We start from the raw sequence: 21,110 nt of genomic DNA, 5'->3' as shown, positions 1-21,110 counted from the left end.
CGACTGGTACCATTAGGCTGCGCAAAATTGCTAGCGCAACCTAACAAGTGGGCAAGACGTGCTATTTAAGCAACTTGATTAACGCTCGTCCTAAACGGGCGTTAAGCGCGCCAGCGGCAATGGCTTCAGCCGAGTTTTCCATAAACTTGGCCGACAAACTGCCGCCAATCTGGTTGGCTACTTCGTCGGTAGCCAAGTCGAACACGCCCTGTGCCGCAATGTTTTGTGCCAGTACTTTTAGTAACTTCCAGTTACCCGCTGTGCTTGGCCTTAACCCGTATACTCGCGCCATACGGCGAATGGTGCGAAAGCTAATCCAAACCACGGCAAAAGTTTGAATAAGGTTATTTGGGCTAATAAACGCCAGGCTTCCTGCGGTCACCGACTCTTTATTTAGTACCTTATGTGCTTTTTCTTGAACAGGCTTTAATACCGTATCTTCGTAAAGACCAAGGCGTTCTAGCCCCGTCATGTCATCTTGAAGCTGCTGCTTGTAACGGTCGAAACAATGGGCCGCGTAAGACCCTCTAGAAAAGCGTTTGCCGTGCTGACTTAACACGCGGTCTATTTGTTGCGGCGATGTTTCACTACCGTTATTAGCCAGTAGTTCCCGGATAACACCAGCATCTTCCATCGCTGTATTTACTTGCTTATAGCCACGCCACTCTTTAAAGCTTAAAAAGCTGAAACAGCTAACAAACCCCACCAGCAGCGCACCCAAAACGCCTGTACCAATGGGGTGCTCAGAAAGGTTCGCCGCAAGGGTGGTATAGGCTTCAAATACAAAAAAGCCAATTAACGACACTACACCAAAGCCCAAGGTGGCGGCACCTAACGAAAAACCGTCTTTCTTAGCTTCAACTTCCCACACATCTTCACCAACCTGCTGCGGAAGCTTGGTTTCCGGTTGCGCAATATCTAAGGTTTGCGTTTTAACCTTGGTTTTATACTGTGGCTTGTTCACCGCACTAGTTTGTTGGTCTTCCTGAGACGCTGTTTGAGAATGCGTGTCTGCATTATCTTGCTGATCGCTATTCGCGCCATAAAGCGCGTCACTTCTAGAAACGGTCGAACTGGGCGAATTACTAATATCGGACGAGCTAAACGGCTCTGGGCTTTCATCAAATGTATAAGGTTTTTCGCTCATTCTTGTTCTCCTTTGCCCAGTAAAAACTGAAGCAATCTGTCTACGCCCTTACCTGCTAAAATACGCGCTTTAAAATCGCTGGGCACACTCACATTAGGTACTGGGAAATGACTGCCCTCTTCCATATCTTTTAGTGTGCTGGGTATGGGTTCAAACGTAGATTCTACATAGCGGCCTTCGCTGTCTTTATAGCGAATAGCGTCTTCATTGCTTCCGTCGTCTGTGACTTGCATGCTAGACACTAAGAAATGTTCAAACTGAATAGGTTTACCGTCGAACCGTGCTCGTGCCCCTTCGGTAATCTGGGTAAGCAAATTAAGTAAATTACCGCGCTGACTTACCGGCACCAAGTCAGACTTAGTGGCCACAAACGCCACCTTGCCTATTTGTTCTTTTTTAAGCACATTGCGCGAAAACCAATTGCTTTGCCCGTACACGAAAGTATCGGCCAAATGGCTTAGGGTTTCCTTTAGCTGATACAAATGCTGTCTGCTATGGTTAAGCCCTTCAAACAAATCTACCAAAATAATTTGCTTATCGGTTTCTTTGAAAATGGACTGTTTTAACGGCGTTAACCACCCGCTTTGAAATTTTGAAAAATGCTTATCAAAGATTTTAAACCAAGGGTGCGACACATCGCTGGTAATGCTAGAAGGCAGCGGCGTAAAGCCAAAGGCCTGCCAATCAAAGTCGCTCGACTCTAATAAAAAACTACCCGGCTGCAGCAAAGATATACCGTTCGCTTTAGCTTCAACCAAATAATCTCGGTAGGCGTTAACTAACAGCTGAATGCGCTGTTCTGTGGGCTCTTGTTCAAAGTCGAACTGATTAACAAAAGCTTTCCACTGGCTGGCAAAATATTGTTGCGGTCCGCTGCTAAGCTGCGCCCACGCAGAGTCTGACCAATGAGCATAGGTTTTACTTAACATGGGAATGTCGGTTACCCACTCGCCAGGGTAATCAATGAATTCAAACACCACTTCGCTATGGGGCAAAACATGGCGCTTTAGTGAAGCCGTTTCTTTTAAACGTACCACTAACTTAAAACCAAACGCTTCCTCAGTCGCTTTAGGCCACTGGCCGTTTTCAAGATCAGCAACATTCTGCAAATGCGGGAATGGTTTATAGCCTTCAATGGGCTCAATGCGCATATCAAGCACGTGGGAAGGCGGTAAATATCGCAACAGGGGCAAACACGCATAACCCTCTTCACTACGGCTTTTCAGCATAGTAATAAGGCTGGTAAATAACATGGACTTACCGCTTCGACTTAGCCCAGTAATAGTGAATCGGTGCGTTTCTTTGTTAAACGCACTACTTAGTTTGTCGCCGGTTAGCGACGCTATTTCCCGAGTTTTGTCAAAAAGCGTAGCGATATTTTTCTGCATTATTGTTTTATATTCTGCCTTTGCAGCTCCTATACCTTTGAGCCTATCCCAACAAACATAACGTGCCGAGAGGGACTGCACTTACTTTGCTATAAAGTTCGCGATATAAGAGTAATGAGGTTTTGTACGTGTAAAAGCAAGGGCAGTGCCATTTAAACACGCCGTTTAGCAGGAAAAGTAAGGTTACCCTTAGTCTGAAAGTTAATGTTCGCGAGTTTGGTTAAAGAACTTTTTCTTTATACGGTTTTTACTGGAGTGCCAGTGGTTCTTAGGTTTGCGAGGTGCATTCTCGATAACATGCTCAAAATCAATATCCGACTTTTTAGTTAGCGGTACATGTGCACAAAAGAATGTATCAATTTGTGACTGCGCCAATTTTTTCAAGCTTTCACGATATTGATTGGGGTGACATAAGGGGTATGGCGGTACTAGCTCTCCTTTAACCTGTACCAACACATCGGCAATGTAAGCCTGTTGCGTGGGAATATGCGCAAGGGTTAGGTCGTGATCGGTATGACCCGGCGTGTACATTACCTGCCAATCGGGAAAACCCGGCAACCGCTGATTGTCGGCAAGCGTGATATCTGGCGCTAATATTGGGTTATACCAAATAGGCATTCTAGGCTTGCCAATACGGTTTGCCACCCACCAGGTTAGCAGCAAATCAATACCGTGAGCGGTACGCCCGGCAAAGCCCGCATACCACTTAATCGCTTTGGGGTGTGATGCTACTTGTGCCCCCGTACGCTTGCGCAATTTAATAGCCCCACCGGCGTGATCGGGGTGCATGTGGGTAACCACAACAAGCTTTAAGTCGGTTAACGGGCGGCCTAGGGTTTGGGTAATGTATTTGCACACATTGTCTACATCGGCCCGGCTACAGCCATCAAGCAATAGTATGCCGTTGCTGTCTTCAACAAGATAAATGTGCTGTATATAGCCTGCTAATGTGTGAATTTTCATTACCGCTTCCTTTTCACCCGAACCTGTAACGCTTGCTAAAAGTACTTCCTAATAAGCCTAAGCACTTACTTCTAGTTACCCACGTATTACCCATATATCTTGGCGCTTTTTACTGTGAAAGTTGCCAGCCATTACTACGTAAAACCTTATGCTAATACCCGTGTGTCACCAGCATTGATTGGGTTAAATCCTATCAGAACCTATCTGGTAAGACCAGATTCAGCGAACAAGTGTAGCATTAAATCCCGCAGCCACATCAACCCTGGCTCGCCTTCTTGCTGGCTATGCCAGTAAAGGTGTGTTTCCAGTGCGGGTATTTGATAAGGCAGTTTAGTGCTTATCAAGTTATCATCGCTTACTGCATCGGCTACAGAACCCGGTAGGGTTAACAAAGCCTCGGTATTAGCCACCACATCAGCAGCCGCACGATAGTTTTGGCAGCGCCACAAAGAAGGCCGACTTACTCCCAACTGTTGCAATGCAATTTCTTCTACCGATGCCCCTTTAGCCCGGTTAGACACCGTAATGTGACGGGCCGCCACATACCTTTTCTTATCTAAATTCTGCGCTAATGGGTTGTGCTTATTCATCAGCACTTTGTAGGTGTCGCGACGCAATAGCGAGTGTGAAATAGGCGCGGCAACGGCGCGGCCAATATCAATAACTAAATGAAGGTTTCGATTTGATAGGTCTGCCAACATGGTATCGCGATGTAAGCGAGTGCTTACTATTTCGATATTAGGCGCTTGTTTCTCCAAGGTTGACAGCAGTATGGGCAAAACCCCTAACTCTAACGACTCCTGCATGGCAACAACAAAACGTTGATGGCTGCGTAACGGGTCGAAATCGGTAAACTCCCCTAACGCCTTTCGAATATCGCTCAAGGCTTTTAAGATGGCTGGCGCTAATCTTTCGCAGGCAGCGGTAGGCAACATGCTTTGCTTTTCTTTTACAAAAAGCGGGTCACCTAGAATATCCCGAAATCGGCGCATGGCATGACTAACGGCAGACGGTGTAATATGCAGCGCTTCAGCCACACGGGTCATGTTTCTATGCTGCCAAAGGGCTTCAAACACCTTCAATAAATTCAGATCGAGTTTTTCAAATTGTCTGCTTTCAAGCATTGCCTAAACCATGAATAGTATTCACACCATCTAAGGATTATATTTCATTTCATTCACTGAGCAAGTTTCTCTAGTATGAAGATAACGAAGCACTTCACACCTTAGGCGATAGCTAAGAAACATGAATTTAGTGTGCACTTAACAAGCAGGCTAATCATGTGATGCAAAGCCTAAATACGCTGCTTGCAAGCATTACAAACTAAAGCGAACAATTTAAAAATAAAGGTACCCTATGGATTTTTCACATAACGACAAAACCAAAGCCTTATTAGAAAAGCTGGATAACTTCATTGCTGAGCATATTGCGCCAATTGAAAATGAGGTTTACGACTTTCATCATAAAGAGAATAACCACGGCGACTGGAAAAACTGGAAGCTGCACCCTGGCACAGAGGCACTAAAAGCCAAGGCACGTGAAGCAGGCTTAGCGAACTTATTCTTGCCCGATGCTGAACTAGGTGAAGGCCTTACCACACTGGAATACGCGCCAATGGCTGAACGCATGGGTAAATACTTATTTGCCCCTGAAATATTCAACTGTAATGCGCCAGACACCGGCAACATGGAAGTGCTTTATCACTTCGGCAACGATGAACAAAAAGAACAGTGGCTAACACCCTTACTGGCTGGTGAGATTCGCTCAGTGTTTGGCATGACTGAACCTGACGTTGCCTCGTCTGATGCCACCAATATGGCGGCAACCATCATTGAAGATGGTGACGACGTCGTTATTAACGGCAAGAAGTGGTGGTCGACAGGCTTGGGGCACCCTAACGCAGCATTTACCATCTTCATGGGTTTATCGAACCCAGATAACGACAAACACAGCCGCCACAGTATGGTGATAGTGCCGCTAGATACACCCGGAATTACCATTAAGCGCATGCTAGATGCCTATGGCGATTACGATGCGCCTTACGGCCATGGCGAAATGCATTTCGACAATGTGCGCGTAAGCAAAGACAACATTATCATGGGTTTAGGCAAAGGGTTTGCTATAGCACAAGGTCGCTTAGGCCCTGGCCGTATTCACCACTGTATGCGCGCTATCGGCATGGCAGAAAAAGCGTTAGAGCTTGCGCTTAAACGCGGACACGAACGGGTTGCCTTTGGTAAGCCTATCATCCGTTTAGGTGGCAACTTAGAACGCGTAGCCGATGCTCGTATGGCGATTGAGCAAGCGCGATTACTTACTCTTCACGCGGCGTGGAAGATAGATAACTTAGGCGTTAAGCACGCTATGACAGAGATCTCGGCCATTAAAGTGGTAGTGCCAAACATGTTGCAAAGCGTAGTGGATATGGCACTGCAAATTCACGGTGGCGCGGGAATGTGTAGCGACTTCCCACTCGCCCGTTTTGCCGCTGGCGCAAGAGCCCTTCGCTTGGCAGATGGCCCTGACGAAGTGCACAAGGGTATGGTTTCTAGGTTAGAACTTAAAAAATATCAATAAGCTTTCTACAAGGGCGTTTGAAAACAAAGCAAGCTTGATAGAAGCCTACTTATAAGGCGCCCAATTTAGGGCCAGAAACAAAAATGCCGTTTCAATGAAACGGCATTTTTTATTGCTTTAAGGCTTAGTAAGTGTAGCGCGCTTGCACGTACCACATACCACCATTGAAACCAAACGGACTAGCTTCTGAGTAAAGCTGACCTAAGCTTCCTGCGCTTGGGTTTTCTTCTGGGTATTCGTCGAACAGGTTGTTCACACCAATAACAAGATCAAGGTTTTCGCTATAAGAGTACTTGGCTTCTACGTCTATCAAAATAGCCGCATCAATGCCGTCTACACCATTGCCTGTGTCGTCCCAACCACCGTAGTAGTTAGCGCGAACTAGAGTGCGAAGTGCCCCTTGGGTGTGTGTCCATGAAATATTACCGCGAAGGTTTGGCAGTAAGTCTTCAATTGCAGCAACACGGCCTTCACCAATAGGGTTAAGCGTACCTACATCGTCTACTTCGGTTTCGTTGTAGTTTGCCGCTAGCGTAATACGTGAATTGCCTTCCCATAAATCGAAGCTGTAGTTACCTACAATGTCGATACCGCGTGTAGTGGTGTCGAAGCTGTTCGAGAAGAAGCGGAACTGCGATAGGTCATCTAGACCGATAAAGTCTGAGCGGTCGATAATACCCGACGCATCAAGCTCAGTAAGCGCTTCAGATACGGTTGCGTAGTCTGTACCGCCACCAGCGAAATTAAGCGCATCTAGGAAGTTTACGTTGGCACCTAGTGCTACACGATTTTCCATTTCAATGTTGTAGAAGTCGATGGTCCAGCTCATATCTGCCACATCAATTGATGCACCGAATGAGAAGTTAACCGCTTCCTCTGGCCCTAGCTCTGGACGACCGTTGCCTTGACTTTCAATGAAATCAGCCGCTAGCTGACCTGCCGCCGATGATAATGGCAGTGTACCTTGGTCAATTAGCACACCATTCACGTTTTGCGTGGTAACGTTAGTAATGCTTGCCTGGCCCGCTGTTGGCGCGTGGAAACCGGTTGAGTATGCACCGCGTAAACGGAAGTCGTCCGTTACGTGGAAAATACCGGCCAGTTTAAAGTCGGTAGTATCACCAAATTCACTGAAGTCTTCACGACGCAGCGCTGCTTGCAAGGTTAGTTGGTCTGTTACGTCAGCTTCCAAGTCAATATAGACCGCGTTACTGTCTTGTGACGAGCTAGTATCACGAGGAAAACCACCAAAACCGTTCGAGCTAGATGAGAAGCCTTGGCTTGCTAGCGGACCAAGCGCATAAGACGCTTCATCCCCGGCAAATAAGTCAAACTCTTCTTTACGGTATTCAGCACCAAACGCAACATTTAAGTCAGACGCTAAACCTACATCAACACCGTACACAAAGTTAAGGTTAACTAGGGTTTCGGTTTGCTCTTGGCCACCAGGTACAAAGTCGCGAGGCGTATCTGGGCCTAACGAGGCATTAATGGTGTTTTTAATGAAGAAATCTGTGCGGTTAGAGCCACGCTGCGCGCTGAAGTCGTAACCTAAGCCGTTACCAATTTCTAAGTCACCACGTACACCTACAGTAAACGCCATGTCTTCGTTATCGCCACCAAAGCGCGGTACAAAGCCCGTTGGAATAGTTTCGATAAACGAGAAACAGTTATCGTCTGCCTGTACTTGCGCTAGGAACGTTGGGTCTGGGAATACATTACCATTACCGCCAATTGGAATACCGTCGATACAGCTTCCACCTACGCCAACGCCATCAAGGTCGCCTACAAGCACTGAGTGTACACCGTCTGGATCTTCTAAACCTGTTAGTGGGTCAACCAGTGGGCCTGCATATACACCGCCGCGTTGGCTGCCTTCGGTTACTGGGTTACGGTAGAAGAAACCACCGGTAACCGTACGTTTGCCGTAGTTACCAAATAGGTAAAGTTCAGCTTTGTCGTTTAGCTCATACGCTGAGTTAATAAAAACTTTATAGTCGTCCTCTACGTCTGGCTGGCCCCAATACTGTGGCACTTCATTGGTATAGGTATTGATAGTAGAAAAGTCTGACTGGCTTAAGTAACCCGCATCTACCATACCTTGAACGTCGTTACGTACTACTGAGCGCACGGTACCTTCAACATCACGAATTTCACCAGTGATGTTCACAAAGCCGTCGGCACCTAGTGAGAAACCAGCGTTAGCAGAAATGGTGTAGTTGTCACCATCGCCTTCATAGGTAGAGCCGTAGTTTGCGCGGAACTCAAACCCTTCGTCGTTATCGCGAAGTAAGAAGTTAAGTACGCCTGCGATAGCATCTGAACCGTACTGAGACGATGCACCATCACGCAGTACTTCAACTTGTTTTAGCGCAAGCGAAGGAATTGCTGAAATATCCACCCCCTGCGCACCGTCTGAAATACCACCGCCTAGGAAAGAAATGATTGAGCCGCGGTGACGACGTTTACCGTTTACCAACACCAACACGTTATCTGGTGATAGGCCGCGCATGTTAGCCGGGCGCACAATGGTAGCCGCATCACTAATTGGCTGGGTGTTTACATCAAACGACGGTACGTTAGTACGCAGCATATCTTGCACGTCGCTAGATGAGTTTTGACGGAATTCATCACCGGTAATTACGTCTACAGGTACGGGTGAATCAGCCGCTGAACGGTTGCTCATACGCGTACCGGTTACAATTATATTTTCAACATCTTCTGCTTTTTCTTCTGCTTCTTGTGCAAAAGTAGGCGCTGACATTGCCGCAAAAAACGGTAACGAACTAGCAATAATGGCTGAGGTTATTCGATTAAGTTTTTTCCCCTTAGGGAAGTTACCTTGATCCACTGTGTTTCTCCTTCAAGACTTGTTGTTTTTTATATGGTTTTTATATTTTTATTATTGGCGTGAGCAATACTTATAAGTGGCCGCAGCTAACGTGCGTGACAGCCAAACTAATAAACACTGAATAATTAGAACAGAACAACTAAAAAATCTTACCAATAGAGATAATTATCACTCATAAGGCGCAATTTATATTAGCCTTTAGGATAATCCTGCTTTCACGAATTTACAGAAGGATAGAATTAGCGATGCTTTCGACGGTAGGCAGCGCTAGGCAAAAAAGGATTAACGATTCTTTAGGTTTTTAATGGGCGCACTTTTGCGCGTTAAACTAGCGCATAGCGTTGCTAGTAGGTAATGTGAGGGAATTAAGATTAAGAAACAAAAATGCCCACAGTGTTTTGCTAGGTATGCATTTACACGGCGGGCATGGTATCCAATTAAAAGCGAAGCCGTAGCTAACCCTTAAAGATTAGCTACCATCACTTAAATACAGCGCTTTAATTAAAAGCTATATGAAGCACTTAGCTGCGCGTTAATGCCTGCGCCGTAGTAACCCACGGTATGTAGGCTATTGATGTATTTCTTATCAAAGATATTGTTGATGTTCATGCGAACGGTTAGGTTTTCAGTAAACGCTTGCGATGCGTACACATTACCCAAGAAATACGCACCTTGTTCAACGTTATAATCAACATTGCTTATCTCAGACTGCCAACGACCACCAAAGCCTACTTCAACCTCTGGAGCTTGCGGCACTGTGTACGCTAGCTGGAAAGTAACTACGTCGCGCGGTGCCCAAAGGTTAGCATCGTTACCTTGCTCGTCTTCTACGTCGATAGCGGTATAAGACGCGTTAACACGCAATGCATCGGTTACCTGGCCGGCTACTTCAATTTCAAAACCATCAGACTCTACCGATACGCCTTCATAGTAATACTGTAGCGTTTCTGGGTTAGTGCCAGCGTAGGCGGCTAGGTTATCTTGCTCGGCAGTAAAGTAAGAAAACGTAGTTAATAAACGGTCGTCGAACCATTGGGCTTTCACGCCCGCTTCAAAGTTTTGACCTTTGGTAGGGTCTAGGTACTGGCCGTTAATGTCGTACTGTTCTTGCGGCTGGTACACATCTGAATAACTTACGTACGCATTCACATCTTCAGTTACCGCGTAAGTGGCACCAACGTAAGGGCTGGCTTCGCTTTCTGAGTTATCGATAACCGCGCCAGCGTTTTGCCCTGTACGCTCAAAATCAATAGCGTTAAAGCCAGCAATAACATGCATTGCATCGGTAACGCTAAAACGGGCTGAACCGAAGTAACGGGTTAGGTTTTGCTCAATATTTGAATACTCAGCGGCAGCTAGCCACTCTGGCTCGGCAATGGCATCAAGCGCATAAGGAAACGCGGGTGTTGGGCCATAGGCAGGAGTTGCAGCGTAATCAAAGGCGTGAACAAAAGACACATCATCGCTAGTAGCATGGCTTACCCCAAAGTTCACTTCGTGATTGCGACCAAATAGCTCGAAATCACCAAATACACGGCCTTCTACAAGATGAGAATCGCGCTCTGAGTCGTAACGACCCGGCCAGCCAACAAGGCCTAAGCCTGTGTCTTTATCAATTGCGCCGTAGGCGTAGAACAGTTTGCTTTGATCTTCAAAGTCGCGGTAGTTATAGCTAAGCAGAAGCTGCCAATCGTTGTCGAACACGTAATCTAGCTCTACAAACGCATTGGTGGTTTCGGTATCCCATTTCGACCACTCTTGAGCCGTGGTATCGCTAATGTCCCACTCGGCTTGGGTACCATCGGTATAGTTAAATACTAGCCCGCCCCAGGTGTTGCCGTCGGTGTTTGCATCTTGATAAGACAAACCAAAAGTTACGGTAGCGTTGTCGGTTAACTGGCCGTCGATAACACCGTAAACAAAGCTGCGATCGTTCTCTAATCCATCTAGGTGCGACTCTTTATCTTCAACGCTTGCTAATACGCGGGCTGCCCAGCTGCCGTCTTCAGTAAGCAGCATTGAATAGTCGCCTTGCACGCGCTTAAAGTTGTACGAGCCAATGCTTGCGCCAATTTCACCGCCCTCTTCATTCGTTGGGCGCTTGCGCACATAGTTAATGGTACCCGACGCATTACCTACACCGGTTAGCAGGCCGTTGGCACCACGAATAACTTCAATTTCTTCATAACCGTAAGCTTCTACAGAACCGGTAACAATGCCCCAGTCGTTCGGCAGGCCAACACCGTCTATTTGGGTGTTTTTAATTTCAAAACCACGGGCGGTGTAGTTAGTACGGTTAGTTTCCCACTCTTCTACATTAATACCCGGCGCTAGCTTTAGCGCATCATTAATATTAAACGCGCCAAACGACTGCATTAAGTCTTCAGAAAGAATACTAATAGACTGCGGCGTTTCGCTAATTTCCATGGTTAAGCCCGTTGCACCGCGGCTAACGCGATTTTGACGAACGCCAACAATACGAATTTTTTCAACGTCTGCTTCTTTAACTTCTACCGTATCGTTTTGCGTAGTTTGCGCATTTACCGACAATGCAAACGCGATAGGCGTTAGTGCAAATAAACTGCTTAATTTCATGGTTTTCTCTGTTATTGGTTTTGAAGGGTTTGTATGTTTTCGGGGCAGGAGTATAAAACAGCTTAAAATTAATTTAAATGATAATTGTTATTATTTACTTTTCGGTAATTAGAGAGGTGCTGTTAGAAAGGAATGTTTGAGTTTATTAGGTAAATGATTTAGAAATAGAAACTCAATGGACTGGCAACAAGTTAGCGGTTTTGACCCAAAATATAACGTACTATTCAACCAACGCTTCGCAACTTGCGAAACAATACGATAGCATACCCTTCGAGTCTGTTCACAAAGACTGGTTACAGGCAATACCTAAAGAAGGAATGGTGCTGGATGTAGGTGCTGGTTCCGGTCGCGATGCTCGTTATTTTGCAGCAAAAGGCTTAGGTGTAGTCGCAGTTGAACCCGCCTCTGGCATTCGAGAACTCGCGCAAGGCTATACCGTTTCAAACCCAATTCATTGGATATCTGATTCATTACCTGAACTAACTGAAGTTTTTCGCTTGCAGACAAAGTTTGATTTGATACTTCTAAGTGCAGTTTGGATGCACATCGCGCCATCGTCGCGAGAACGGGCTTTTAGAAAGCTATCTTCTTTGCTAAAGCCTAATGGCACGTTAATTATCTCGCTGCGACATGGCAACTGCGCTGACGAACGTACCATGTACCCTGTTTCAGCAGATGAACTGGCTAAGTTTGCAAGTCAATTCGGGCTTACCTATCGACTGCTTACCCCTGAAAAATCGAACGATGAGTTGGGTCGCGCAGACGTTCAATGGCAAACGGTTTTACTGACACTACCCGATAACGGTACAGGCGCATTTCCGTTAATTAGAAACATCGTAATAAACGACAGTAAATCCTCAACATATAAGGTTGCACTTTTACGGACACTACTCAGAATAGCCGAAGGCCATCCGGGCGCGGTTATAGAACAAACCAACGAGCACGTAATTCTGCCTGTTGGGTTAGTAGCCCTTTATTGGTTGAAGCTTTATAAACCGTTAATTGATAAGTTTGAAATGCAACAAAACAGCAACTCTAGTAGAGGGTTGGGGTTTATCAAAACTGACGGCTGGCAGCAGATTACAGCCTTTTCCAGTAATGATTTTTATATTGGCGCGCACTATTCAGATAGTGCAACGGTACAAGCGATTTACCGAACTTTAAAAGACATCGCTTCGACTGTAAAAAATATGCCCGCAAAACACACCACGTTACCTGGTACTGATAAAAGTGTTTTTCACGTAGAGCTTAATCAAACTAAAAAACCCAAAACAGATTTATTATTAGACTTCAAGTTTTTGTCTTCGCTAGGAAAGTTCTACGTGCCTGTGCACATTTGGGACTCACTAACACAGTTTAGCGTGTGGATTGAACCGACATTAATTAACGAGTGGTCATCTTTAATGGCAGGTTATGGTTTAAACAAACAAAGGCCACTTACTAAAGCAGATTATCTAAATGCACTTAAATGGGACGATCCAGAACGCACCACTTCAAGGATTCGAAAACGCGTTAACGAATTACTAGAAAGTGAAGATGTTGTATGCTGTTGGTCAGGTAAGCGTTTGAGGTTATCTAGCTACGCTATCGATCACGCTTTTCCGTTTGCACGATGGCCTAACAACGACCTGTGGAATTTGCTACCAACGAAATCGAGCATAAACGCTAATAAATCAGACAAGTTACCCACTGGCTTGAAGCTTTTTAGTTCTCGTGAACAAATTATCTCTTGGTGGAAGCAAGGTTGGCGGAATAACCAAGCAGAATTTTTCAGTCAAGCCAATTTGGCTCTTCCGAATTTAAGCCCGCGCAACACAAACTTTGATGACGTATTTGAAGCGTTCGCGCTGCAACGTGATCGTATTAAAGCGTTGCAACAGTTGGAGGATTGGCGATGATAATGAACAAGCTAATACAACTCAGTAAATCACAGAAAAATGCGTCTTACCGAGCGCTTGAAAAAAGTCGCATATCTTTTTCTATTACTTCCCAATCGTACAATATCTTCCTGCCACCAAACGGGCGAATATAGTGAACGCCTTGGATAAGCACAGTATCAACCAACTGCTCTCTTATCGTTCGGGCATCATATTTTATCAATCTAGCCAACTCTGCAGTTGTTACATATTTAGACATAGATAGTTTCACTTTTGCCAAAATTAGATGGTAACTTTATAGATGGAATGTGACCAAGTTGAAAATGCCACCCAGAATGACAAAATAGCACCCTGAATGACATTTTCAACTATTTTTCTATTTAAGAGTTGAGATTAAGCAGTTTGATTAAGTGTAATTTAGCCAAAATGATGGGCGAGAAGAAAATGAAAGTCGCAGATGTGGCTAGGGAAACTGGTCTCAATAGGAACACCATCACCCTTCTCTATAAAGAAAATGCCACCAGAATTGACATAGAAGCTTTAGAAAAAATATGTGATCTATTTAACTGCAGTGTTGGCGATTTGCTTGAAAAAGTTAAAGACGACTAAGAAGGGTGACGGTAATCGCCTTGTGTAGAATTTAAAATTTCTCGAATTACATTGTGTTCGACATGAACACCTAACGCATCCAGTGCTATGTTGGTTGCTTCTTCTTTACAACCATTTTTGTTTTGCTTTAGAACCTCTACAATTCTTTCTAAAGAGTGAACCAATTCTTGTTCTTTCATCATAGCTTCCCCTAAACGTTCCTTAGTACAGTAAAGTTCCTCATCGAATATATGTCAATATAAACAGATTACAGCACCGTCTAATACATTCTTAATAAAAATAACACCATATAAAGCCATTTAACAGATATTCGGTATAGCTGTCGCGCGCGACATTGCGATACAATGTTCATATAAAGAGGAGGTCATTAAATGACTGTAGAGATATATAAAGATTTCACATTTGAAGCAGCCCATTTTTTGCCTAATGTACCAAAAGGTCATAAGTGCGGAAGACTTCATGGACATTCGTATAAAGTTCGCCTGTATCTGAAAGACGACATTGATGAAACCGATGGGTGGTTTATTGATTTCTCAGATATTAAATCAATCGCAAAGCCTATTATTTCAATGCTAGATCATAATTATCTGAATGAAATCGATGGATTGGAAAATCCAACCGCAGAGGTAATTTCTATATGGATATGGGATAAATTAAAGCCTTTATTGCCACAATTGAGCGCGGTAGAGATAAAAGAAACTTGTACGTCTGGGGTTATCTATCGTGGCTAACGACTGTAAAGTGCACTTTATAACAAGTTGTACACAATCAAAGTCTACAAAACTAGGGAAACCAGTCTCTTTATCTGAGATCAGAAAAACTGGAAGCATTAATGTTAGTGAGTGGCTTGATAAGTTGTTAGATAATAGCCCAAAAGCAAAAGCACTAAATGTTTACACTGGCGACCATTGGTCTGTAGCAAGGGATATATTCAACAAATATACAGACGATTTATGGATTTTATCGGCCGGGTACGGACTCATAAATGCAAATTGCCAAATAACAAAGTACGATGCAACATTTGCTACAGGCTCGAAAAACTCTATTGGTGCTAATTTCGCTTTGGACTTCCCCCAAAATGAACGAAATAGGCGTTGGTGGAACGAACTAGTTGAAACTAACCACGTCTCTTTATCGATTGAAGACTTATTTACCAATCATAAAGGCGATATATTCATTATTGCTGCTGCCCCAGCCTACTTAAAAGTAGTTCAAGAAAGCATAATCAACTGTATCTCTGCTGGAGTTATTGATGCTGACCACCTTTTGATCGTCTCGAGCGATATTCATAGTGCACTTAGTACTTATTCGGTAAAAACGAAAGAAAAACTACGAACACATAACAAAATAAAAGGTTCACTCATCTCGCTTAACAACAGGGTCGCGAGGTATCTTCTGAAAGAAGGACAAAAGACCCAATTTAGTCTTTCTAAAATGAAAAAAGCCTATGAAGTCATAGAAAGTGAAATTCAAGATGTGATAAGGCCTCCTGTTAAAAAGCTAAGTGATGATGAAGTACTGGAAAAAATAAGAGTTAAGCTAACTCTCACGACTGCTACAAAGACAAGTGCTTCTGTACTTCTTAGACAGTTCAGAGATGAAGGTTTTTCGTGCGAACAAAAGCGTTTCTTTAGACTATATCAAAGCGCAAACAACACTAAATGCTAGTTAGAGAATGAAAAAAGTTAAGTTTTACTTTCCCGACAGTCACGATTTTGTCGACCCTACGTTTGATTTCCTTACTGAAACAAACAATGAATACCGAGTTATCCAAAGAGATGACAAATACGCCCATGAAATTTTCTCATCGCCTGTTTATGATGGAATTCTCGTATCAAAAGCTATAGTAGAGGGCTTAAGTGGAGTAAAAGGTAGATATTCTGTAGCACAAAGACAGCGCTTTTTTAGAGAAGGGATTTATCGCTTTTTCAGGCTACCAAGATCCTATGAAACTATTGGAGACTGCGGTGCTTTTAGCTATGTAAAAGAAGAAGAACCACCTTACACTGTTGAGGATGTGGCAGAGTTCTACACAAACTCGGGAATGACCTATGGTATCGCGATGGACCATATCATTTTTGACTATGAAAATGATGACGTTAAAACACCAAAGGTTGTAGACGAGCGCTTGACTGAATGCTTGAGAAGAAAAGAACTAAACCTAGAGAACGCAAGTAAGTTTTTGAAAGTATCAGAAAATGAGCCTTTTACGCCTTATGGAGTTGCTCATGGTTGGAACCCGACTTCCTATGCTGAATCAGTCAACGAACTCCAAACGATGGGGTACTCTCGGATAGCTTTAGGGGGCATGATTCCCCTCAAAACTAAAGATATTCTAGACATCCTGAAACGGGTAGAAACAGTAAGAAATAAGAAAACGCAACTGCATTTACTTGGGATTAACAGGCTTGAGTATATCACCGAATTTTATAAGTATGGTGTCACCAGTTTCGACTCTACCTCACCGTTAATGCAAGGATTAAAAGACGAAAAGTTCAATTACCATACCCCAACTCATAAGTATACATCGATAGCAGTCCCTCAAGTAGACGCTAACAACACAATGAGGAAACTTGTAGCTAGCGGCACTGTAAGCCAAGAAGAAGCTTTTAAATTAGAAAAGCAATGCTTGGACTTAATTAATAAGTTTGACAAGGGGCTCGTTTCAAAAGAAGAAACATTAAATTCACTATGCGAATATGAAAAGCTGTATCTGAAAAATGCGCATCTGAAAAGCAGAAGAGAGTTAATGGATAAGGTGTTAACTGACGCACCTTGGAAAAGCTGTCCTTGTGAAATATGCCAAGATATTGGAATACATGTCATTCTAAAGCGAGCTGCTGCGCGTAATCGCCGGAGAGGCTTTCATAATCTTTACAACGCTTATAATGCAATTAGCAAAGAACTAGAGAAAATTTCGGAATAATAATGAAAATGCTGACTATACCTGCTTTGAAAATAAAACAAGGTCCCAAGAGAGAACTTTTCAGCTTCGCGATCAATGGAAAATCTATTCAAGAAATCGCTTCTATTTCTCGGGTTAAACGGGAAGAAAATAACCTAGCCGGGTATCAACGCCCAGAAGTATCTTCTCACATTGGAGAAATTGCAAGATATCTAGAGTCAGATAACCCGATGATTCCCAACGCAATCGTAATAGCATTTGATGAACGGGTTTCCTTTACTCCTTTGTCGGAAGACGGTACTTTTGGTGAACTTAAAATTCCACTTGTTGATGCCGAAGAAACTAAGCCTGGGTGGGTAGTAGATGGTCAGCAACGCTCAGCAGCTCTAAGAGAGGCAGACTGCGGTGACTTTCAAATGCCAGTATCGGCATTTATAACGAACGATACGCAAGAGCAAAGAGAGCAATTTATACTAGTAAATTCTACAAAACCTTTACCTAAAGGGTTAATTTATGAATTGTTACCATTTACTGAAACAAAGCTCGCTCGACCTTTACAGAAAAAACGTTTCCCTGCAAAGTTATTAGATGAATTGAATTATCAGAAAGCGTCGCCTATGTATCGGATGATCAAAACAGCGACCAATCCTGATGGGAAGATTAAAGACAATTCTATTTTGAAGTTAATTGAAAGTAGCCTTACAGAAGGTGCACTTTATAGGTTTAGAGATTCAGAAACAGGAGAAGGCGATATTGACTCTATGTTTACGTTGTTATGTAACTACTGGACCGCAATAAGCGAGGTATTTCCTGAGGCTTGGGACGTAAACCCAAAAGATTCACGATTAATGCATGGTGCAGGCATCTCAGCAATGGGACATGTGATGGATGCAATATACGATCGTTATCATTCTGAAACTCATGACGCTTTAGTATCTAAAGAGCAATTCAAACAAGATTTAGAGCTATTAAAACCACATTGTAAATGGACTAATGGGTACTGGGACTTTGGTATCGACCACAAAGTAAAATGGAATGAACTACAAAACATCTCTAAAGATTTACAAACTCTTACCAATCACTTGTTACGCAAGTATCGTAATGAAGTATGGAGATAAATGATGAGTAGAGTAGTCGTGGTTTATTCAGGCGGTATGGATTCTTTTACCGTTCTTCACAAAGCTCTTCATGCCGGTCATGAGGTTTATGCTTTATCATTTAATTATGGCCAAAAGCACAGCAAGGAACTCATCTGTGCCCAAGAGGTTACCGAAGAACATTCTATTCCGCATAAAATACTAGATATCCAAAGTATAAGCTCCTTGTTCACTAATTCATCGTTGGTTTCTGACCAAATCGACGTACCAGAGGGCCACTACGAAGCCGACAATATGAAATCGACCGTAGTGCCGAACAGGAATATGATCTTACTGTCTCTGGCTATTGGGTACGCAGTAAATATTGAGGCATGTGAAGTATGGTATGGAGCGCACTCTGGTGATCATGTGATATACCCAGATTGCAGACCGGAATTTGTTGAAATCATGGATAAGGCTTCCAAAATAGCTAACTTTGAACCAGTCAAAGTATATGCTCCATACCTTAACTCAGATAAAACTGGAATCTTAAAAGATGGCCTAGCAATGGGGTTAGATTACTCTAAAACTTGGACCTGTTATAAAGGTCTCGAAAAAGCTTGCGGCAAATGTGGCTCGTGTGTTGAAAGGTTAGAAGCATTTGCAATGAACAAATCTACAGATTTAATTGAATATATTTAATGGGAAAATAGAATATATGGAATATAAGTATCCCGCGCTAAAGATAAATCAAACTCCTGAATCAAAACCAATTTACGTGACATCTTGTTCAGCTTCAAATATTTTGGAATGGTGCGATGTCCCCCGAAGTAAAGAGGGGTTCATGGCTGGATACCAGAGAGACTTAGATTCAAGGTTTGAAAAAATCAGTGATTTTATTTTAGAAGACCCAATAAACAACATAATTCCGAATGCTATTATTATCGCTGTCGATGAAAAAAATTTCCGGGTCAATGATAACGAAATTACCCAACCGGAAATTGTGATTTCAACCGCAGAACGAAACTTAGAGCAACTCCTTTCAATAACTTTAGAATCTTTCGAAAAAAGACTTAGTGTACAAGAGATTGAAAGTATAGATAGCAAAATCAAGGATGAATTTTCAGGAAACGTGGAAGAAGATGATATAACCGATGATATTCCACCAGAATCATATCTAGCAGAATTAACCGCTAATTTAAGGAACGCGAAACAAAACTTTCCTGATCTAACACCAACAAAAAAGGCTGAAATAGAGGGATTCCTTAAAGGATTATCGAAACCTGGTTTAATTCTTGATGGTCAGCATAGGGTATTCGGAGCTAAGGAAATTCCAGATTTTGATGTAAAGTTTCCCGTTATAATCATTCCTGGATTACCTCACATGGAGCAAGTTTTTCACTTTTATGTGTTGAACAATAAAGCAAAGCCACTAAATAAAACGCACCTCAGAAAAATTATATCAACATCTCTTAGTAAACAAGAGATTGCAAATCTTTATGACCGGTTCAAACAAGCAGGTGTTGAAGCAAAACAGGCTGAATGGACTCACAAGATGAACAACGATCGTGATTCACCATTTCGCGGCCTCATAGATATGGGATTTGAAGGTGAAAATGGAGCCATTACTGAAAATATTGCTTATCAGTTAGTAAGTAAATTTATGCATCTCCATAGAAAATATAAATTATTAGTGAAGGACGTTAATAACTGGGATTTACAGGAAAACGAATATAGGTTAAGTGCATTTTTTCATCTTTGGAGTGCAGTCAGATCCAAATATCCAGATGCTTGGAGAAGTGCTACGGAAGGTGAAGGGCAATTATTCTACAAAGTATCTCTCATTGTTTTGCAAGAGTTAATTTTGGACTCTATGAATCAGGATATGCCGAGAAGAATAAGAAAAAATGAAGGTTCTCCTTTAAATGACGTAATACAAATCGAAGAAGAAGTAGCCGTAGCTTTAGATTTTTTACCTGAAACTTTTTTTGTTACAGAATGGAAAGCAAAAAGCCTGGACACACAAAGGGGCCATCAGCGCTTAAGAACTTGTATGGATAAAGCGATCCAAAACCAAGGAAAATTTATAACTAACTTGGATATATTCAAGGAAGAATAATGTTTGACACTTCGCATATTGAATTTGAATTATGCCAGTGGATATTGTCTACTACGTTATTTAATACAACTGAAAAAAGAAACAAGTTAGGGCAAAGTGAACTTAAGAATAAAGAACTTCAAAAGTTCACTTTAGACAGTTTAATTTCAACCCTAAAGTTAGATGAGTTAAACAGCAGGCTTTCGCTTTATGAGTTCAGGCTTCGTCTAGCAATGCATTTGGCCCCGGTGAGAGCAATAAATTGGGACAAAACAAACTCTGAATCTAGAGTCAATGTTGTAAAACAATACATTGCTAGTGAATTCAAATTGAATGGCGAACTTAATGATAAATTGGCTATAAGTGTAGTTAAAACTTTAGTTGAATGGGAACAGAAGAGAGGTAATGTTAGGGATAAGTTAGAACAACTGATAAAGAGTCAATCCAATCGCTGCAATTCATGTAAGGTTTCATTTAGCGAAGAAGCGGAGTTAGAGTTTGATAGGAAAGTACAAGAGTCAGGTGGCCAATCACCTGACAAATTTAAACCTCTTTATAATGAAAAGCATCAACTAAAGTGTTTATCTAAAGAAGTTGATCACATTCACCCTATATCCGGGTATGGCAATAATAGTATAGATAATCTGCAAGTTTTATGTCTAATGTGTAACCGTGGTAAAGATAATGGTTTAGGCATACCATTAGTCAAAGAGTTTGAAAATTGCTATCAATCCATAGAGGATATCCCGTGGGGGCACAGAGCTAGGATGTTTTATAATCGTCTAGAAATTGATAACTTTAAGTGTACATCGTGTAATTCAGAAGAAAATGAGTTGACTATTAGACCAGTTAGACAAGACGGAGGATTTCTTTTGACAAATTTAGTTACTATTTGCTATCAGTGCAGTACAAGTTAGTAATTTCTTTTGTACTAGCTTAAAGCTGATCTGCCCGTTACCCCAGAATCTTTGGTATCGGCAAAGAGTTAGTTTTGAACTAGTACAGCTAAACTTTAATTTTTTCT

Annotated in this window: 18 protein-coding genes; 10 read left to right on the top strand and 8 right to left on the bottom strand. The window is 42.7% G+C overall.

Annotation, left to right across the window (positions count from 1 at the left end):
• Positions 1-61: 61 nt before the first annotated feature.
• From ACYX4W_RS04150 to ACYX4W_RS04135, 4 genes are all read right to left on the bottom strand, one after another.
• Positions 62-1,147, bottom strand: a complete 1,086-nt coding sequence (locus ACYX4W_RS04150; protein WP_476074765.1) for a DUF697 domain-containing protein — start codon at positions 1,145-1,147, stop codon at positions 62-64.
• Entirely contained in the window at positions 1,144-2,535 is a 1,392-nt protein-coding gene (locus ACYX4W_RS04145) for a YcjX family protein (protein ID WP_476074764.1), read from the bottom strand. The genes ACYX4W_RS04150 and ACYX4W_RS04145 overlap by 4 nt, the downstream gene beginning before the upstream one ends.
• 201 nt (positions 2,536-2,736) lie before the next feature.
• Positions 2,737-3,498 carry an MBL fold metallo-hydrolase gene (locus tag ACYX4W_RS04140; protein WP_476074763.1) on the bottom strand — a complete coding sequence of 254 codons (762 nt, stop codon included), beginning with the start codon at positions 3,496-3,498 and terminating at the stop codon, positions 2,737-2,739.
• Between the two features lie 200 nt (positions 3,499-3,698).
• Positions 3,699-4,622 (bottom strand): LysR family transcriptional regulator, encoded by a 924-nt coding sequence (locus ACYX4W_RS04135; protein WP_476074762.1) that lies wholly within the window; start codon positions 4,620-4,622, stop codon positions 3,699-3,701.
• 232 nt (positions 4,623-4,854) lie between these two features.
• Between ACYX4W_RS04135 and ACYX4W_RS04130 the strand changes: the two genes are divergently transcribed.
• Positions 4,855-6,075: an acyl-CoA dehydrogenase family protein gene (locus ACYX4W_RS04130; protein ID WP_476074761.1), complete on the top strand. Its 1,221-nt coding sequence runs from the start codon at positions 4,855-4,857 to the stop codon at positions 6,073-6,075.
• 124 nt (positions 6,076-6,199) lie between these two features.
• Here ACYX4W_RS04130 and ACYX4W_RS04125 read toward each other — a convergent pair whose 3' ends face one another.
• On the bottom strand, positions 6,200-8,926 hold the full coding sequence (locus ACYX4W_RS04125) for a TonB-dependent receptor plug domain-containing protein (protein WP_476074760.1): 2,727 nt from the start codon (positions 8,924-8,926) through the stop codon (positions 6,200-6,202).
• 501 nt (positions 8,927-9,427) lie between these two features.
• The gene (locus tag ACYX4W_RS04120) at positions 9,428-11,521 is read right to left on the bottom strand and encodes a TonB-dependent siderophore receptor (protein WP_476074759.1); all 2,094 of its coding nucleotides are present in this window, start codon (positions 11,519-11,521) and stop codon (positions 9,428-9,430) included.
• A 200-nt stretch (positions 11,522-11,721) separates the two neighbouring features.
• Here ACYX4W_RS04120 and ACYX4W_RS04115 point away from each other — a divergent pair, with 200 nt between their 5' ends.
• The gene (locus tag ACYX4W_RS04115) at positions 11,722-13,419 is read left to right on the top strand and encodes a class I SAM-dependent methyltransferase (protein ID WP_476074758.1); all 1,698 of its coding nucleotides are present in this window, start codon (positions 11,722-11,724) and stop codon (positions 13,417-13,419) included.
• Between the two features lie 46 nt (positions 13,420-13,465).
• Here ACYX4W_RS04115 and ACYX4W_RS04110 read toward each other — a convergent pair whose 3' ends face one another.
• The gene (locus ACYX4W_RS04110) at positions 13,466-13,657 is read right to left on the bottom strand and encodes a hypothetical protein (RefSeq protein WP_476074757.1); all 192 of its coding nucleotides are present in this window, start codon (positions 13,655-13,657) and stop codon (positions 13,466-13,468) included.
• Positions 13,658-13,824: 167 nt separating this feature from the next.
• On the opposite strand from ACYX4W_RS04110, the gene ACYX4W_RS04105 reads away from it, so the two are divergent.
• A complete protein-coding gene (locus tag ACYX4W_RS04105) occupies positions 13,825-14,007 on the top strand; it encodes a helix-turn-helix domain-containing protein (protein ID WP_476074756.1) in 183 nt (60 codons plus the stop codon).
• Here ACYX4W_RS04105 and ACYX4W_RS04100 read toward each other — a convergent pair.
• Positions 14,004-14,189, bottom strand: coding sequence for a hypothetical protein (locus tag ACYX4W_RS04100; RefSeq protein ID WP_474834174.1), 186 nt, complete (start codon positions 14,187-14,189; stop codon positions 14,004-14,006). The two genes, ACYX4W_RS04105 and ACYX4W_RS04100, sit on opposite strands and share 4 nt — an antisense overlap.
• Before the next feature lie 189 nt (positions 14,190-14,378).
• Here ACYX4W_RS04100 and queD point away from each other — a divergent pair, with 189 nt between their 5' ends.
• The 7 genes from queD (at position 14,379) to ACYX4W_RS04065 (ending at position 21,003) form a co-directional block, all read left to right on the top strand.
• Complete coding sequence (gene queD / locus ACYX4W_RS04095) at positions 14,379-14,738, top strand: 6-carboxytetrahydropterin synthase QueD (protein WP_476074755.1); 360 nt, start codon at positions 14,379-14,381, stop codon at positions 14,736-14,738.
• Complete coding sequence (locus ACYX4W_RS04090; protein ID WP_476074754.1) at positions 14,731-15,675, top strand: DUF6884 domain-containing protein; 945 nt, start codon at positions 14,731-14,733, stop codon at positions 15,673-15,675. Before queD ends, ACYX4W_RS04090 begins: the two co-directional genes overlap by 8 nt.
• A 7-nt stretch (positions 15,676-15,682) precedes the next feature.
• A complete protein-coding gene (gene dpdA / locus ACYX4W_RS04085; RefSeq protein WP_476074753.1) occupies positions 15,683-16,933 on the top strand; it encodes a tRNA-guanine transglycosylase DpdA in 1,251 nt (416 codons plus the stop codon).
• 2 nt (positions 16,934-16,935) lie between these two features.
• Complete coding sequence (gene dbpB / locus ACYX4W_RS04080; RefSeq protein WP_476074752.1) at positions 16,936-18,030, top strand: DGQHR domain-containing protein DpdB; 1,095 nt, start codon at positions 16,936-16,938, stop codon at positions 18,028-18,030.
• Complete coding sequence (gene queC, locus ACYX4W_RS04075) at positions 18,031-18,690, top strand: 7-cyano-7-deazaguanine synthase QueC (RefSeq protein WP_476074751.1); 660 nt, start codon at positions 18,031-18,033, stop codon at positions 18,688-18,690.
• A gap of 142 nt (positions 18,691-18,832) precedes the next feature.
• On the top strand, positions 18,833-20,107 hold the full coding sequence (locus ACYX4W_RS04070) for a ParB N-terminal domain-containing protein (RefSeq protein WP_476074750.1): 1,275 nt from the start codon (positions 18,833-18,835) through the stop codon (positions 20,105-20,107).
• Positions 20,107-21,003 (top strand): HNH endonuclease, encoded by an 897-nt coding sequence (locus ACYX4W_RS04065; protein WP_476074749.1) that lies wholly within the window; start codon positions 20,107-20,109, stop codon positions 21,001-21,003. The genes ACYX4W_RS04070 and ACYX4W_RS04065 overlap by 1 nt, the downstream gene beginning before the upstream one ends.
• Positions 21,004-21,110: the final 107 nt, after the last annotated feature.

The organism is Alteromonas sp. ABH4_454 (assembly GCF_056311775.1).
The sequence above is the reverse complement of the archived record's forward strand: the minus strand, read 5'-3'. Positions and strand labels throughout refer to the sequence as shown.

Coding starts and splice junctions, on each gene's coding strand:
- ACYX4W_RS04070 (WP_476074750.1), top strand. CDS start 18,833: ATGGCTGGATACCAGAGAGACTTAGATTCAAGGTTTGAAAAAATCAGT.
- ACYX4W_RS04110 (WP_476074757.1), bottom strand. CDS start 13,657: ATGTCTAAATATGTAACAACTGCAGAGTTGGCTAGATTGATAAAATAT.
- ACYX4W_RS04145 (WP_476074764.1), bottom strand. CDS start 2,535: ATGCAGAAAAATATCGCTACGCTTTTTGACAAAACTCGGGAAATAGCG.
- ACYX4W_RS04140 (WP_476074763.1), bottom strand. CDS start 3,498: ATGAAAATTCACACATTAGCAGGCTATATACAGCACATTTATCTTGTT.
- ACYX4W_RS04065 (WP_476074749.1), top strand. CDS start 20,107: ATGTTTGACACTTCGCATATTGAATTTGAATTATGCCAGTGGATATTG.
- queC (WP_476074751.1), top strand. CDS start 18,031: ATGATGAGTAGAGTAGTCGTGGTTTATTCAGGCGGTATGGATTCTTTT.
- ACYX4W_RS04105 (WP_476074756.1), top strand. CDS start 13,825: ATGATGGGCGAGAAGAAAATGAAAGTCGCAGATGTGGCTAGGGAAACT.
- queD (WP_476074755.1), top strand. CDS start 14,379: ATGACTGTAGAGATATATAAAGATTTCACATTTGAAGCAGCCCATTTT.
- ACYX4W_RS04150 (WP_476074765.1), bottom strand. CDS start 1,147: ATGAGCGAAAAACCTTATACATTTGATGAAAGCCCAGAGCCGTTTAGC.
- dbpB (WP_476074752.1), top strand. CDS start 16,936: ATGAAAATGCTGACTATACCTGCTTTGAAAATAAAACAAGGTCCCAAG.
- ACYX4W_RS04120 (WP_476074759.1), bottom strand. CDS start 11,521: ATGAAATTAAGCAGTTTATTTGCACTAACGCCTATCGCGTTTGCATTG.
- ACYX4W_RS04100 (WP_474834174.1), bottom strand. CDS start 14,189: ATGATGAAAGAACAAGAATTGGTTCACTCTTTAGAAAGAATTGTAGAG.
- ACYX4W_RS04130 (WP_476074761.1), top strand. CDS start 4,855: ATGGATTTTTCACATAACGACAAAACCAAAGCCTTATTAGAAAAGCTG.
- dpdA (WP_476074753.1), top strand. CDS start 15,683: ATGAAAAAAGTTAAGTTTTACTTTCCCGACAGTCACGATTTTGTCGAC.
- ACYX4W_RS04135 (WP_476074762.1), bottom strand. CDS start 4,622: ATGCTTGAAAGCAGACAATTTGAAAAACTCGATCTGAATTTATTGAAG.